The 15,328-nt window shown below is 63.3% G+C and carries 12 protein-coding genes and 1 pseudogene; all 13 read left to right on the top strand.

The window, feature by feature from the left end:
* The first annotated feature begins 70 nt into the window (after positions 1–70).
* The 13 genes and pseudogenes from hutI (at position 71) to ACVIW0_RS23785 (ending at position 15,322) form a co-directional block, all read left to right on the top strand.
* A complete protein-coding gene (gene hutI, locus ACVIW0_RS23845; protein WP_461354561.1) occupies positions 71–1,285 on the top strand; it encodes an imidazolonepropionase in 1,215 nt (404 codons plus the stop codon).
* A complete protein-coding gene (gene hutH / locus ACVIW0_RS23840) occupies positions 1,282–2,841 on the top strand; it encodes a histidine ammonia-lyase (protein WP_461354560.1) in 1,560 nt (519 codons plus the stop codon). The genes hutI and hutH overlap by 4 nt, the downstream gene beginning before the upstream one ends.
* A 31-nt stretch (positions 2,842–2,872) precedes the next feature.
* Positions 2,873–4,540 carry a urocanate hydratase gene (gene hutU, locus ACVIW0_RS23835; RefSeq protein WP_461354559.1) on the top strand — a complete coding sequence of 556 codons (1,668 nt, stop codon included), beginning with the start codon at positions 2,873–2,875 and terminating at the stop codon, positions 4,538–4,540.
* A 329-nt stretch (positions 4,541–4,869) separates the two neighbouring features.
* Positions 4,870–6,024 carry a transporter substrate-binding domain-containing protein gene (locus ACVIW0_RS23830; protein ID WP_461354558.1) on the top strand — a complete coding sequence of 385 codons (1,155 nt, stop codon included), beginning with the start codon at positions 4,870–4,872 and terminating at the stop codon, positions 6,022–6,024.
* Positions 6,021–6,662 carry an ANTAR domain-containing response regulator gene (locus tag ACVIW0_RS23825; RefSeq protein WP_461354557.1) on the top strand — a complete coding sequence of 214 codons (642 nt, stop codon included), beginning with the start codon at positions 6,021–6,023 and terminating at the stop codon, positions 6,660–6,662. The genes ACVIW0_RS23830 and ACVIW0_RS23825 overlap by 4 nt, the downstream gene beginning before the upstream one ends.
* Before the next feature lie 128 nt (positions 6,663–6,790).
* Positions 6,791–8,062: an ABC transporter substrate-binding protein gene (locus ACVIW0_RS23820; RefSeq protein ID WP_461354556.1), complete on the top strand. Its 1,272-nt coding sequence runs from the start codon at positions 6,791–6,793 to the stop codon at positions 8,060–8,062.
* Positions 8,063–8,120: 58 nt separating this feature from the next.
* Positions 8,121–9,014 (top strand): urea ABC transporter permease subunit UrtB, encoded by an 894-nt coding sequence (gene urtB / locus ACVIW0_RS23815; protein WP_461354555.1) that lies wholly within the window; start codon positions 8,121–8,123, stop codon positions 9,012–9,014.
* Positions 9,015–9,076: 62 nt separating this feature from the next.
* A pseudogene (urtC, locus tag ACVIW0_RS23810) lies at positions 9,077–10,144 on the top strand (urea ABC transporter permease subunit UrtC); the annotation flags it as partial.
* A gap of 28 nt (positions 10,145–10,172) precedes the next feature.
* On the top strand, positions 10,173–10,922 hold the full coding sequence (gene urtD / locus ACVIW0_RS23805) for an urea ABC transporter ATP-binding protein UrtD (protein WP_461354554.1): 750 nt from the start codon (positions 10,173–10,175) through the stop codon (positions 10,920–10,922).
* Positions 10,922–11,617 carry an urea ABC transporter ATP-binding subunit UrtE gene (urtE, locus tag ACVIW0_RS23800; protein ID WP_461354553.1) on the top strand — a complete coding sequence of 232 codons (696 nt, stop codon included), beginning with the start codon at positions 10,922–10,924 and terminating at the stop codon, positions 11,615–11,617. The genes urtD and urtE overlap by 1 nt, the downstream gene beginning before the upstream one ends.
* Positions 11,618–11,700: 83 nt before the next feature.
* Complete coding sequence (locus ACVIW0_RS23795; RefSeq protein ID WP_461354552.1) at positions 11,701–12,738, top strand: aliphatic amidase; 1,038 nt, start codon at positions 11,701–11,703, stop codon at positions 12,736–12,738.
* A gap of 196 nt (positions 12,739–12,934) precedes the next feature.
* Positions 12,935–14,269, top strand: coding sequence for a purine-cytosine permease family protein (locus tag ACVIW0_RS23790; protein WP_461354551.1), 1,335 nt, complete (start codon positions 12,935–12,937; stop codon positions 14,267–14,269).
* 33 nt (positions 14,270–14,302) lie between these two features.
* Entirely contained in the window at positions 14,303–15,322 is a 1,020-nt protein-coding gene (locus ACVIW0_RS23785) for an alpha/beta fold hydrolase (protein WP_461354550.1), read from the top strand.
* Positions 15,323–15,328 lie beyond the last annotated feature (6 nt).

Genomic DNA, 15,328 nt, shown 5'->3' with positions numbered 1-15,328 from the left:
GGACAGAACCTCGACACGATTATATGTCTAGACATATAAGTCAAGCATCCCAGCTCGAGGGGACGATCGCATGGCAGAGCGCTTCGACCGCATCTGGCACAACGCCCGGCTCGCCACGATGCGCAGCGACCGCGCCGATGTCGGCGAGATCGAGCAGGGCCTGATCGCGGCGCGCGACGGCCGCATCGTCTATGCCGGCGCGCAGTCGGATTTTCCTGTCGATGCCGACACTATTGAGCGGATTGATTGCGGCGGCCGCTGGATCACGCCCGGGCTGGTCGACTGCCACACCCATCTGGTCTACGGCGGCAACCGTGCGCATGAGTTCGAGCTGCGCCTGAAGGGCGCAAGCTATGAGGAGATCGCGCGCGCGGGCGGCGGCATCGTCTCGACCGTTGCCGCAACGCGCAGCGCGACCGAGGCTGGGCTGGTCGCCGGCGCGTTGCCGCGGCTCGACGCCCTGATCGGCGAGGGCGCAACCACCGTCGAGATCAAGTCCGGCTATGGCCTCAATGCCGAGACCGAGATGCGGCAGCTTGTGGCGGCGCGCAGCCTCGGCCGTCTGCGGCCCGTTGCGATCCGCACGTCGTTTCTCGGTGCGCATGCGCTGCCGCCAGAGGCCAACGGCGACATGGACCGCTACATCGATCTCGTTTGCAACGACATGCTGCCGGCGGTGGCCAAGGCCGGCCTGGCGGATGCCGTCGATGGCTTCATGGAGGGTATCGCATTTTCCGGAGAGCAGATGACGCGGGTATTCGAGGCGGCGCGTGCGTTCGGGCTGCCCGCGAAGCTGCATGCGGATCAACTGTCGAATCTCGGCGGCGCGGCACTCGCTGCAAAATTCTCCGCGCTGTCGGCCGATCATCTGGAGCACACCGATGAGGCCGGCGTCGCCGCGATGGCGAAGGCGGGGACCGTGGCGGTCCTGCTACCCGGCGCATTCTATTTCATTCGCGAAACGCAGAAGCCGCCGGTCGAGCTGTTCCGGACGTACGGCGTGCAAATGGCGCTGGCGACGGATTGCAATCCCGGCAGCTCGCCGCTGACCTCGCTGCTGCTTGCAATGAACATGGGCGCAACGCTGTTCCGCATGACCGTTGCCGAATGCCTCGCAGGCGTGACGCGGGAAGGGGCGCGAGCGCTCGGCATGCTCGCCGAGACCGGCACGCTGGAGGCCGGCAAATATTGCGACCTGGCGATCTGGGACATCGAGCGTCCGGCCGAGCTGGTCTACCGCATCGGCTTCAATCCCTTGCATCGCCGGGTGTGGAGGGGCCAATGAGCGCTGCGGCTGCGCCGATCGTCGTAACACCCGGAACGGTCCGCCTCGACGTGCTGGCGCGCGTGCTCGCGGGCACGCCCATCGTGCTCGATCCGTCATTCTGGCCGCGCATCGAGGCGGCCGCAGCGATCGTCGCGAAGGCTGCGCAGGTCGACATTCCCGTCTACGGCATCAACACCGGCTTCGGGAAGCTGGCCTCGACGCGCATCGCGCCAGACCAGACTGCGCTGCTTCAGCGCAACCTGATCCTGTCGCATTGCTGCGGCGTCGGCCCGGCCACGCCGGAGCCGATCGTGCGCCTGATGATGGCGTTGAAGGTGATCTCGCTCGGCCGTGGTGCATCCGGCGTGCGGTGTGAGGTGATCGCGCAGCTGCAGGATATGCTCGCGCGCGGCGTCTCACCGCTGGTGCCGCAGCAGGGCTCGGTCGGTGCCTCCGGTGATCTGGCGCCGCTCGCCCACATGACCGCGGTCATGATCGGCGAGGGGCACGCGTTCCTTGATGGCAAAATCGTGCCGGGTCGTGACGCACTGGCCGCCGCCGGCCTCGCGCCGTTGACGCTTGGTCCCAAGGAAGGGCTGGCGCTGATCAACGGCACGCAATTTTCGGCCGCCTACGCAATCGCCGGCCTGTTGCGCGCGCATCGTCTTGCGTGCGCCGCGCTGGTGACGGGGGCGCTGTCAGTCGATGCGGCGATGGCCTCCACGGCGCCGTTTCGCCCCGAAATTCAGTCCTTGCGCGGTCATGACGGGCAGATCGCCGCGGCGGCGACCTTGACCGCATTACTCGATGGCAGCGACATCAGGCAGTCGCACCTCGAAGGCGACGAGCGCGTGCAGGATCCGTACTGCCTGCGCTGCCAGCCGCAGGTCGCGGGCGCGGTGCTCGATCTGCTCGCGCAAGCCGCGCGCGGGCTGACCATTGAGGCCAATGCCGTCACTGACAATCCGCTGGTTCTGGTCGAGACCGGCGAGATCGTCTCGGGCGGCAATTTTCATGCGGAGCCGGTGGCGTTCGCCGCCGACCAGATTGCGCTGGCGCTCTCGGAGATCGGCGCGACCAGCGAGCGGCGGATCGCAACCCTCGTCGACCCCGCCTTGAACTTCGGCTTGCCGCCATTCCTGACGCCCGAGCCCGGCATCAATTCCGGCTTCATGATCGCCGAGGTGACAGCGGCCGCGCTCTATGCCGAGAACAAGCAGCGCGCGATGCCGTGCTCGATCGATTCCACGCCGACCAGCGCCAATCAGGAAGATCACGTCTCGATGGCCGCGCATGCCGCGCGCCGTCTGTCCGACATGGCTGACAATCTCGCGTCGATCCTCGGCATCGAGCTGCTGGTCGCAGCGCAGGGCATCAACTTGCGCGCACCGCATGCGACCAGTGCGCCGCTCGCTGCCGTCGTTGCCGCATTGCGTGCGCATGTGCCGGCGCTCGCCGCCGACCGCTACATGGCCGACGATCTCGCGCGGGCGGCTGGACTGATCGACGCCGGCGCGTTGCCGGCCGCTGCGATCACAGCCCTGCCGACCGATCCATTCCCAAGACTCACCTAGAAGACTTGCTTAGCCGACAGGGACATCCGTCATGAATCGCCGACTGGACAACGAACGCATCATCCGTGCTCCCCACGGCACCGACATCAGCGCGAAGAGCTGGTTGACCGAGGCGCCGCTGCGCATGCTGATGAACAATCTGGATCCTGATGTCGCCGAGCGCCCGAGCGAGCTCGTGGTCTATGGCGGCATCGGCCGCGCGGCGCGCGACTGGGAGAGTTTTGACAGGATTGCCGCGTCCTTGCGCAAGCTCGAAGGTGACCAGACGCTGCTGGTGCAGTCCGGCAAGCCGGTTGGCATTTTCCGCACCCACACTGATGCGCCGCGCGTCTTGATCGCGAATTCGAATCTGGTGCCGCATTGGGCGACCCTCGATCATTTCAACGAGCTCGACCGCCAGGGCCTGATGATGTTCGGACAGATGACGGCAGGGTCGTGGATCTATATCGGCAGCCAGGGCATCGTGCAGGGGACCTATGAGACGTTCGTCGAGGTCGGCCGCCGGCACTATGGCGGCAGCCTCGCCGGCAAGTGGATTTTGACCGCGGGGCTCGGCGGCATGGGCGGTGCGCAGCCGCTCGCCGCGACCATGGCCGGCGCCTCGATGCTTGCGGTCGAATGCCAGCCGAGCCGCATCGAGATGCGGTTGCGCACGGGATACCTCGACCGCCAGGCGGCGACGCTCGACGAAGCGCTGGGGATCATCGCCGACGCGGCCAAGAGCCACAAGCCGGTGTCGGTCGGTTTGCTCGGCAATGCGGCCGAGATCTTTCCTGAGCTGGTGCGCCGTGGCGTGCGGCCTGACATCGTCACCGACCAGACCAGTGCGCATGATCCGATCAACGGCTATCTGCCGAAGGGATGGACGCTCGGCGAGTGGGAGGCGCGGCGCGCTGCCGATCCGAAGGCGGTCGAGACGGCGGCCAAGACCTCGATGGTCGATCACGTCCAGGCGATGCTGGATTTCCACGCCCAGGGCATCCCGACGCTCGACTACGGCAACAACATCCGCCAGATGGCCAAGGACATGGGCCTGAAGCAGGCGTTCGATTTTCCGGGTTTCGTTCCGGCCTATATCCGTCCGCTGTTTTGCCGCGGCGTCGGTCCCTTTCGTTGGGCGGCGCTGTCGGGCGATCCCGAGGACATCTTCAAGACTGATGCCAAGGTCAAGGAGCTGATGCCGAACGACAGCCATCTGCACAATTGGCTCGACATGGCGAAGGCTCGCATCAAGTTTCAGGGGCTGCCGGCGCGGATCTGTTGGGTCGGTCTTGGCGACCGTCATCGCCTCGGCCTTGCCTTCAACGAGATGGTGGCGCGTGGCGAGCTCACGGCGCCCATCGTGATCGGCCGCGATCATCTCGACAGCGGCTCGGTGGCGAGTCCGAACCGCGAGACCGAGGCGATGCGCGATGGTTCGGACGCGGTGTCCGACTGGCCGCTGCTCAATGCACTGCTGAATTGTGCGAGCGGCGCCACCTGGGTGTCGCTGCACCATGGCGGCGGTGTCGGCATCGGCTATTCGCAGCATGCCGGCATGGTGATCGTCGCGGACGGCACCGCGGAGGCGGCGCGCCGGCTCGAACGCGTGCTATGGAACGATCCTGCGACAGGGGTCATGCGCCATGCCGATGCCGGTTATGAGACGGCGATCGACTGTGCGCGCGCCAACGGGCTCGATCTGCCGAGCCTGCGCTGACGCGATCCCGTGCGATAGCGATCAATATGTTCGCCGCTCTCAACTCTCCGGTTGATGTAGCGAGGCGATCGGCCGGACATGTCTTGCGACGGGAAACCGCCGGTGCAGCTACCGGAGATAGGCGGTCCGCAGAGCGCTGCACCTGTGCTCCGTCGGCGATGACACATTTATAGTCTGCCTGCTTTCGCGTCAGCGCGCTGACAGGATGAGCGGCGAGGGTCCTTGTCTCGCGGCAGACGACATGCAATCTTTCGCTCCCGGCAATGCCGTTCGAGAGCAATAAGAACAATAATCCCTCTCGTCCCTCCAATTCTGTCGAGGGCCTGATCATGTCGAACCTTACCCGGACGACCTCCGCTCCATGGCGGATAGGAGTGCTGTTCTCGCGAACCGGCTTCATGTCGGTGATCGAGGAGACCCAGTATCAGGGTACACAACTCGCGATCGAGGAAGTGAATGAAGCGGGCGGGGTGTGCGGCCGCGAGTTGGTTCCCGTCGCCTACGACCCCGGTTCGGATTCTGCCGCCTACGGCCACTATGCCAAGCGGCTGATGGTCGAGGACCAGGTCAGCACCATCTTCGGCTGCTACACCTCGTCGAGCCGCAAGGCGGTGCTGCCGGTGGTCGAGCGGCTGAACGGCCTGCTTTGGTATCCGACACTTTACGAAGGCTTCGAGGCGTCGCCCAACGTCATCTATACCGGCTCCTCACCGAACCAGAACAGTCTCGCGCTGTGCCGCTATCTGATGGATACGTTCGGGACGCGGTTCTATTTCGTGGGGTCGGATTACATCTTCCCGCGCGCATCCAACCGCGTGATGCGGGAACTGCTCAAGGCCAATGGCGGTTCGGTCGTGGGTGAGCGCTACGTCAATGTCTTTGCGCGCTGGCAGGACTTCGTGCCCATCATCCAGGACATCAAGCGCGTCAGGCCGGATGTGATCTTCTCGACCGTGGTCGGCGAAGGCACGGTGTTTCTCTATCAGGCCTATGCCAATGTCGGGCTCGATCCGAAGCAGACCCCGATCGCGAGCCTCACGACGACGGAAGCCGAAATTGCCGCCATGGGCTTCGACGTCGGCGAGGGGCACATCACGGCGGCATCGTATTTCCAGGGCGTGGAGGGCAGCGCCAACAATGCCTTCGTGCAGCGCTTCAAGAAGCGGTTCGGTTCCGATATCTCGACCAACATGTGCGCCGAGGCATCCTATTTCCAGCTGCATCTGTTCGCCAAGGCGCTCGAGCAGGTCAATTCGCTCGACACCGAAGTGCTGCGCTCGATGGTGTTCGGTACCAGCTTTGACGCGCCGCAAGGAGCAGTGACAGTCAACCCGATGTCGGGGCATACTGATCTCTGGACCCGGATCGGACGCGCCAATCGCCAGGGCCAGTTCGATGTCGTCAGCCAGTCGAAGGAGCCGGTGCATGCCGATCCGTTCCTGATCGGATATGGTCGTGCAACGCAAACAGGAAGCGTCCAATGAACGAAATGTCGCGTAAGCCGCAGCTGAGCCGGGACGTCGGCGGACGCAAGACCATGGTTCAGGAACTTACCGATCTGTCGGCTGTGGTGGTTGCGCCGGTCGACGACCAGATCGGCATGTTGTTGCGCGAATTGCAGCGGTTCCGGATGCGGGTGCGTCAGGTTTGGCCGATGCCGGAGAGCGTGCCGGCCGATGCCGACGTGGTGTATTGCGAATATTCTCCGGATCTGGCGCGGCGTCTGCCGTGGATCCCCGGCGATGCGCGTTCCGCACTGGTCGTGATCCTGCCGGCGACGGAGACCGTGCAGGCCGACGCGCTGTGCCATGCGACGCCCAACGCCGTGTTGCCGCGGCCGTTCACCCAGAATGCAGTGTTGTCCAGCCTGGTGCTGGCGCGCAGCCAGTTCAGTTACGAACGGCGGCTGCGCAGCAAGATCGAGAAGCTCGACGACAATCTGCGCTCGATGCGCACCGTGGAACGAGCCAAGGCCATTTTGATGGCGACGCGGCAGATGCCGGAAACCGAAGCCTATGGCTTCATCAGGCGGCAGGCGATGGATCGTCGCGTGTCGGCAAGTGCAGTCGCCGCGGCGATTGTTGACTCGTTCGAACTGCTTGGTTACGATCATCAACAGTAAGCCCCAATAGCGGGGGCCGGCGGCAACAGAGCCGCCTTCGACACAACCGGCAACAAAGCCCTCCCAATGCTCGCGTCAGCGCGCATCGGGAGGGCTTTTTGCTTTTTCAGTCCTGAAGGGAGCTAAGGATGAGCATTTCACGGCGGACTTTGCTGAGGAATACCGCAGCACTTGGCGCGTTTGCCGGCGCCGGACTGCCGCACATCTGGATCAAGAACGCCGACCTCGCTTACGCCGCCGGCGGCGAGATCAAGGTCGGCGTGCTGTTCTCGCTGACGGGCGGTCTCTCGATCATCGAGAAATCGCTGCACGACGCCACCATGATGGCGATCAGCGAGATCAATGCCGCAGGCGGCATCAACGGCATGAAGGTCTCGGCGATCGCCGAGGACGGCGCATCCGACCCGAAGACGTACAACGAAAAGGCGTCAAAACTCGTCATCCAGGACAAGGTGCCGACGGTGTTCGGCTCCTATACCTCGGCCAGCCGCAAGGCCGTGCTGCCGGTGTTCGAGAAACGCAACAATCTCTATTTCTACCCGACCTATTACGAAGGCTTCGAATGTTCCAAGAACGTCGTCTACACAGGCGCCGTGCCGAACCAGCAACTCTCGAACTTCATTCCGTGGATCATCAAGACGCTCGGCAAGAAGAAGTTCTTCATCGTCGGATCGAATTACATCTATCCGCGCGAGATGGCCAAGGTCTCGAAGATCCTGATCGAGAAGAACGGCGGCGAATGGATCGCTGACGAATATCTTGAACTCGGGCATTCCGAGTGGGGTTCGATGGTCAACAAGATCAAGGGTTCCGGCTGTGACGTCGTGCTGTCCAATGTGGTCGGCGATTCCGTGGTGGCGTTCTACCGCGAATACAAGAACCAGGGCCTGACCCACGACAAGTTGCCGATCTGCGCAACCGTAACCTCCGAGATCGAGATCGCGGCGATGGGCGCCGAATATGCCGTCGGCAGCTACACCTCGTTCCCGTACTTCCAGGCGATCGACACCGACCGCAACAAGGCCTTCGTCGAGCGCTACCGGGCCTTCGTCAAGGATCCGAAGGCCGTGACCCATCACGCGCTGGAATCGTCTTACTTCCAGGTCTTCCTCTGGAAGCAGGCGGTGGAGAAGGCCGGCGAGGTCACGCCGGTTGCGATCCGCGAAGCGGTGAAGGGACAGGAGTTCGACGCACCGAACGGCCACGTCAAGATCGACCCTGACAATCTGCATACCTACCTGACGCCGCGTATCGCGCAGTGGCTCCCGGATGGACAAGGCAAGATCATCGACGCGTACAAGGAGCCGACGATCCCGCTGCCCTATGTCGCCTACGGTGAGACCCCGACCAACCTGTTCTGCACGGGCAAGGGGCTCGATACGGTCAAGCTGAAAACCTGACGACAGCAAACATCATCCGCCGCGCTGGCTTTGGCGCGGTGGATGACGGGGTAACGGCATGCTTGAAGTCCTCTTCATTGGTCTCAGCCTGGGGTCGATCCTGCTTCTGGTCGCCCTTGGTCTTGCGATCACCTACGGCGCGATGGGCGTCATCAACATGGCGCATGGCGAGATGGTCATGGTCGGCGCCTATGTCACGGTGCTGTCCGGCATCTGGCTCGGCACCAACATCTTCGTCGCCATTCCGTTGGCTTTCATCGTCACCGCTCTGCTCGGTCTTCTGATCGAGCGCGTGGTGGTGCGCAGGCTGTATGGCCGCCTGCTCGATACGCTGCTGGCGACCTGGGGAATCGCGATCCTGATCCAGCAGGCGGTGCGGCTCGAATTCGGCCTGTCGTTCCTCGGCATCCACATTCACGGCCTCGGCCCCGGCCTGCAGAATGTCAGCGTGCCGCCGGTCTTGCAAGGCACGTTCTCGATCCTCGGCGCCGATATCAACCGCTACCGTGCCTTCATCATCCTCGTCACCGCGATCCTCGCGCTCATCACGTGGTTCATCGTCTACCGCACCTCGCTCGGGATGCAGGTGCGCGCGATCATCCGCAATCCGAAAATGGCGGCGGCCTGCGGTATCGACGTCACGCGCGTCAACGCGTTGACCTTCGCCTTCGGTTCCGGCTTGGCCGGCGTGGCTGGTGTCATGATGTCCGGCTTCAAGACGGTGTTTCCGGACATGGGCACCTCGATGGTGGTCGACGGCTTCCTCGTGGTCGTCATGGGCGGCGTCGGCAGCCTGCTCGGCTCGGTGCTTTCCGCCGGCATCCTCGGCGAGATCAACGGGCTGGTTGCCGCGGCGACCAACGACATCCTGGCTCGCGCCGTGGTGTTCGGCGTCGTCATCGCCATCATCGTGCTCAAGCCGAAGGGCCTGTTCGCCCTGAAAGGCCGCTGATGGCGCTGACCCCGAAACGCCGGATCGACTGGGCCATCTATGCCGCGTTCGTGGTGCTGGTGATGCTCCTGCCGCTGGTCATGGACTCATTCTGGCTCAACCGCGTCGCCAAATATCTCGTCTACGGCATGCTCGGAATAGCGGTGGCGCTGTCATGGGGCTATGCCGGCATCCTCAATCTGGGGCAGGGGCTGTTCTTCGGCGCCGGCGCCTACATGCTGGCGATGTCGCTGAAGCTTGCGAGCACCACCAGCCTGCAGCAGGGCTCCGACAAGCCGGTGCCCGACTTTATGCTGTGGAACGCCGAGCCGGGCGCGCCGACCGAACTATGCTGCATCACCAAGGCGTCGTTTCTCTGGTTGCCGTTCCAGAGCGAGTGGTTCGGGCTCGCGATGGGGTTGGTCTTGCCGGTCCTGATCGCGCTGGTGCTCGGCACCATCGTGTTCCGGAAGCGCATCTCCGGCGTGTTCGTCTCCATCATCACGCTGGCGCTGGTGCTGCTGGTACGCCTTGTCGTGATCGATGCCCAACCGGTCACCAACGGCTTCAACGGCCTGACCGACCTCGGCTGGTTCAAGGTCGCTGGCTTTGAATTCGACCCCTACATCCTCCCCACCTACTACCTGGTTGCGGTGTCGCTCAGCCTCGTGCTGGTCGGCGCGCGGCTTCTGATCGACACCCGCGCAGGCCTGATCCTGCAGGCGGTGCGCGACGACCAGAACCGGGCGCGTTATCTCGGCTTCGACGTGCCGGCCTATCAGACCTTCTTCTTCGCGGTTTCGGCGGCGATCGCGGGCTTCGCCGGCATGCTTTACGTGATCGTGTCAGAGTTCGCCTCGCCGACATTCATGGACCTGACCTTTTCCATCACCATGGTGGTGTGGGCGGCCGTCGGCGGACGCTCCTCGATCCTCGGCGCGTGCATCGGCGCGATCCTCATCAACACCATCTCCGCGACGGTCAGCGAGACCGAGGGCTTCGCCGAGGCCTGGAAGGCGATCATCGGTCTGATCTTCGTCCTGGTGGTGCTCTATTTGCCGCGGGGCCTCGCCGGGCTCGCCCACGACTTCGTCGCTCGCATGCTCGCGCGGAAGGCCGGTACGGCGCAGCAACCCGGTACGGGTCGGCGACACGTCCTCGCAGCTTGCGGAGTAGCCGATGGCACGGACGGCTCTCACCATCGACGGACTGGGTGTCGACTTCGAAGGCTTCAAGGCCGTCAACGGCGTGACGATGACGATCGACGAGGGCGAACTGCGCGTGCTGCTGGGCGCCAATGGCGCCGGCAAGACCACGCTGATGGATCTGATCTCCGGCAAGACCAAGTCGACCTCCGGCCGCGTGTTTCTGCACGATACCGACATCACGAACTGGGAAGAGCACAAGATCGCGCGCGCCGGAATCGGCCGCAAGTTCCAGATTCCGAGCGTGTTCAAGGAGCTCACGGTCCGCCGCAATCTCGAAGTGGCGAGCTGCAGGAATCCCGGGGTATTCGCCAATCTGCGCTTCGGCTTTGGAGCCGCCGCCGAACGCAACGTCGACGAGGTGCTCGAGTTGATCGGCCTGACCGAGGAGGCCGGTTCTGTCGCGGCCTATCTAAGCCATGGCCAGACCCAGTGGCTCGAGCTCGGACTTCTGATCACCCAAAATCCAAAGATCATCCTGCTCGACGAGCCGACCGCGGGGATGACACAGGCGGAGACGCACAAGACCTCGCTGATCGTCAACAACCTCAAGGGCCGGCACACCATCGTGGTGGTCGAGCACGACATGGCGTTCGTACGCGAGATTGCCGAGCGCATCACGGTCCTGCATCTCGGACAAGTGCTGGCCGAGGGCCGTGTCGAGGAGATCGAGAACAATCCAAAGGTCCGTGAAGCCTATCTGGGATCGAAGGGGATTTCCTGATGCTGAGCTTCGCCCATGTCGACAGCTTCTACGACCGCAGCCATATTCTTCATGACGTCTGCCTCGACGTGCCCGAAGGCACGGTCACTGCGGTGCTCGGCCGCAACGGCACCGGCAAGACGACGCTGCTCAAGACGCTGATGGGCTTGACCGACCGCATGAGCGGCGAGATTCGCCTTGACGCGGTCGACCTCGGCAGGCAGCCGACATTCCGGCGCGCGCGGTCCGGGATCGTCTACGTGCCGCAGGGGCGCGAGATCATCCCGGATTTCTCGATCCGCGAGAACATCCTGATGGGGTCGTTTGCGCGGACCGACGGCCGGCGCGAGATCCCGCCGCTGGTCGCCGAGCTGTTCCCCTATCTGATGCAAAACCTGAACCGCAATGGCGGCGTGCTGTCCGGCGGTCAGCAGCAACAACTTGCGATCGCCCGCGCGCTCGCCGGAGATCCGAAGATCGTCCTGCTCGACGAGCCGAACGAAGGCATCCAGCCGTCGATCGTCGAGGATATCGAAAACGTCATCATCCGGCTCAATCGCGATTTCGGAATCACCGTCATCCTGGTCGAGCAGAACGTCTCGTTTGTTCGCCGTGCAGCTCATCGCTTCGCGATGATGGAGAAGGGGCGTGTGGTGGCAGGCGGGGATATCGGTGAGCTCAGCGACGCGCTGGTCCATCGCCACATGGCGGTGTGACCGGGGGCGCCGAGGAGTAGGAAATATCCGGTGCAGGAAGAACCGCACCGGCAGTTTGTAGTCAAAACCGCAAGGAGAGCGACATGTTGCACGGTGATATTTCTTCCAGCAAGGACACGGTCGGCGTTGCCGTGGTCAATTACAAGATGCCGCGCCTGCACACCAAGGCCGAGGTGCTGGAGAACGCGCGCAACATCGCCAAGATGGTCGAGGGCATGAAGCTCGGCCTGCCGGGCATGGATCTCGTGATCTTCCCGGAATATTCGACCCACGGCATCATGTACGACTCCAAGGAGATGTACGAGACCGCATCGTCGGTGCCGGGCGAGGAAACCCGCATCTTCGCCGACGCCTGCCGCAAGGCCAAGGTCTGGGGCGTGTTCTCGCTAACCGGCGAGCGCCACGAGGAGCATCCCAACAAGGCGCCGTACAACACCCTGATCCTGATGAACGACAAGGGCGAGATCGTCCAGAAGTATCGCAAGATCATGCCGTGGGTGCCGATCGAGGGCTGGTATCCCGGCGATTGCACCTACGTCTCGGAAGGCCCGAAAGGGCTGAAGATCAGCCTGATTATCTGCGATGACGGAAATTATCCCGAGATCTGGCGCGACTGTGCGATGCGCGGCGCCGAGCTGATCGTGCGCTGCCAGGGCTACATGTATCCAGCCAAGGAGCAGCAAGTGATTATGGCCAAGGCTATGGCCTGGGCCAACAACGTCTACGTCGCGGTCGCCAACGCCTCCGGCTTCGATGGCGTCTATTCCTACTTCGGCCACTCCGCTCTCGTCGGCTTCGACGGAAGGACGCTCGGCGAGTGCGGCACCGAGGAGAACGGCATCCAGTACGCGCAGCTCTCGGTGTCGCTGATCCGCGATGCCCGCCGCAACATGCAGTCGCAGAACCATCTCTTCAAGCTGATGCACCGCGGCTACACCGGCTTGATCAACTCGGGCGACGGCGACCGCGGCCACGCGGTGTGCCCGTACACATTCTATAAGAACTGGATCACGGACCCCGAGGGGACGCGGGAGATGGTCGAGGCCATGACGCGCCCGACCGTCGGAACCGACGAATGTCCGATCGAGGGCATTCCGAACCAGAAAGTCGCGCATCGCTAAAGCATGATCCGGAAAAGTGCGAAGCGGTTTTCCGAAAAGATCATGCTCAAACAAAACGCTAAAGCGCGATGACGATACAACCAAATCTCATCGCGCTTTAGGCGACATCGACGATCGGCGGCGGCGCGAGCATTCGCGGCGGCTCGGTTCGAGGCAATGGCGGGCATCTTCACATCCGGCAAACAAGGGCGACATCATGAGCGGTCAATCGAATAGCGGGCTGGTTCATCAGACCGAGGAGCAGATCGACGATCTTCTCGGTCATGAATTCGAGCACGAGCCGGTGCCGATCAGCGCCCGGCGCAGCGCCTTCTCGGTCACCATGGTGTGGCTGGGCTTTCCCATGATCATCACCGGCGCGATGACCGGATCGCTGCTGGTGCTCGGCATGGGCTTCAAGAATGCGCTGGTGGCGATGATCATCGGCAATCTGATCATGTTCGCCTATGTCGGCGCGCTCGGCCTGATCGGCACGCGGCGCGGCATGAACTTCGCGCTGATCGCGAGCATCGTGTTCGGAAAGAAGGGCTATGTGCTGGCCTCGGGCCTGCTGTCGACCCTGCTGCTCGGCTGGTATGCGGTGCAGACCGGCATCACCGGCGCACTGATCTCCTCGACCTACGGCCTCAACTATGTGGCGATGACCATCGTCGCCGGTGTGCTCTATATCGGCATCACCTTCGTCGGCGTGAAGGGCCTGCACTATATCGGGCTGGCGTCGGTGCCGCTGTTCGTCGTGCTCGGCCTCTGGGTCGCCGCCGATGCGGCCTCGACCACGACCGCAGCGGCGATCTTCGGCTATGCCGGCAACAACGGCGTCGCCAGCATGTCGATGGGTGTCGGCCTCACGGTGGTGCTGGCGCTGTTCATCGATGCCGGAACGGTGACGGCTGACTTCAACCGCTGGGCGCCGAGCCCGCGGGCGTCGCTGTTCGCGACCTTCAGCGCGTTCCCGTTCGCCAATCTGGTGGCGATGTTGGTCGGCGGCGTGATGACGGCGGCGCTTGCGGTGCCGAACGCCAATCCATTCGGCGTCGACAACATGTTCGGCTTCATGAACGGCAAGCAGCTCACCTGGCTCAGCATTCTGGCCTTCATCTTCCTCTACACCAATCTCGGCTCGGTCTGCTCGCACTGCCTGTACAATGCGGCCACCGGCTGGTCGCGGATTCTCGGCACCAACATGCGGCTGATGGCCGTGATCCTCGGTGCCATCGGCATCGTGGTTGCCGCCGGCAACGTCTGGGCGTTCTTCATCCAGTGGCTGTCGTTGCTCGGCATCATCGTGCCTCCGATCGGCGCGATCATCCTGGTCGACCAATATCTGTTGCGTGCCGACGCGCGCGCCGACTTGGACTGGCGGGCCAAGCCGTTCATCGCCTGGGGCATCGGCTCGCTGTGCGCCTTTGCGGTTGAAAATCTGATGCCAGGGCTGTCCACCGCGATCTCGGCCGCGGTAGTCGCCGGCGTCGTCTACGGGGCGATCGCGCGGGTTGAGTCTCCGACCGAGAAGGTGGCGCGTCCGGCGTAAGCGCGAGCTCAATCAAGCAAGAAGGGTACGGCAATGAGCATCGACTATCAGATCCATGATCTCGGCAATTTGGTCTTGCAGGGCGGTGCGACCATCCGTGACTGCAAGCTCGCCTACAAGACCTATGGCCAGCTCAACGCGGCCAAGGACAATGTGATCGTCTATCCGACCTGGTACTCCGGCCAGCACTATGACAACGAATGGCTGATCGGACCGGGCATGGCACTCGATCCGGAAAAATACTTCATCATCATTCCGAACATGCTCGGCAATGGCCTGTCGTCGTCGCCGAGCAACACGCCGGAGCCGTATAACGGGCCGCGCTTTCCGCAGGTGACCGCCTATGACAATGTGCGGGCCCAGCACCGGCTGGTGACCGAAAAATTCGGCATCAAGCACATCCGCCTGGTGACCGGCTGGTCGATGGGCGCGTTGCAGACGTTCCATTGGGGTGCGCTCTATCCCGATATGATGGATCTCCTGGCCCCGTTCTGCGGTTCGGCCAAATGCTCGCGGCACAATTTCGTGTTCCTCGAAGGCGTCAAGGCCGCGCTCACGGCGGATGCCGCCTGGAAGGAGGGGTGGTACACCGAAAAGCCGGCGCGTGGCCTGCGCGCCGCTGCGCGGGTCTATGCCGGCTGGGGCTTTTCGCAAGCGTTCTATCGCGAACAGCTCGACATCAAGACCATGGGCTATTCGTCGCTGGAGGATTTCCTGGTGGCGTTCTGGGAGGGTTTCTTTCTGCCGAAGGATCCCAACAATCTGCTGACCATGCTGTGGACCTGGCAGAACGGCGACATCAGCGCCAACGAGATCTACAAGGGCGACTTCAAGGCCGCGCTCGGTGCAATCAAGGCCAAGACCTATGTCATGCCGGGCCGGACCGATCTCTACTTCCCGCCCGAAGACAGCGAGAACGAGGTCGCGCACATGCCGAACGCCAAGTTCGTGCCGGTGCCGTCGATCTGGGGCCACTTCGCGGGAGGGCCGGGGACCAATCCGGTCGACGTCGCCTTCATCGACGCCAAGCTCAAGGAACTGCTCGCATCGTGATCTCGA

Source organism: Bradyrhizobium sp. USDA 4454, assembly GCF_054822705.1.
Note: the sequence above shows the minus strand (reverse complement) of the source record. Positions and strands in the feature narration are given on the sequence as shown.

Coding starts and splice junctions, on each gene's coding strand:
- urtE (WP_461354553.1), top strand. CDS start 10,922: ATGCTGAGCTTCGCCCATGTCGACAGCTTCTACGACCGCAGCCATATT.
- hutI (WP_461354561.1), top strand. CDS start 71: ATGGCAGAGCGCTTCGACCGCATCTGGCACAACGCCCGGCTCGCCACG.
- urtD (WP_461354554.1), top strand. CDS start 10,173: ATGGCACGGACGGCTCTCACCATCGACGGACTGGGTGTCGACTTCGAA.
- ACVIW0_RS23785 (WP_461354550.1), top strand. CDS start 14,303: ATGAGCATCGACTATCAGATCCATGATCTCGGCAATTTGGTCTTGCAG.
- ACVIW0_RS23795 (WP_461354552.1), top strand. CDS start 11,701: ATGTTGCACGGTGATATTTCTTCCAGCAAGGACACGGTCGGCGTTGCC.
- ACVIW0_RS23825 (WP_461354557.1), top strand. CDS start 6,021: ATGAACGAAATGTCGCGTAAGCCGCAGCTGAGCCGGGACGTCGGCGGA.
- hutH (WP_461354560.1), top strand. CDS start 1,282: ATGAGCGCTGCGGCTGCGCCGATCGTCGTAACACCCGGAACGGTCCGC.
- ACVIW0_RS23830 (WP_461354558.1), top strand. CDS start 4,870: ATGTCGAACCTTACCCGGACGACCTCCGCTCCATGGCGGATAGGAGTG.
- ACVIW0_RS23820 (WP_461354556.1), top strand. CDS start 6,791: ATGAGCATTTCACGGCGGACTTTGCTGAGGAATACCGCAGCACTTGGC.
- hutU (WP_461354559.1), top strand. CDS start 2,873: ATGAATCGCCGACTGGACAACGAACGCATCATCCGTGCTCCCCACGGC.
- ACVIW0_RS23790 (WP_461354551.1), top strand. CDS start 12,935: ATGAGCGGTCAATCGAATAGCGGGCTGGTTCATCAGACCGAGGAGCAG.
- urtB (WP_461354555.1), top strand. CDS start 8,121: ATGCTTGAAGTCCTCTTCATTGGTCTCAGCCTGGGGTCGATCCTGCTT.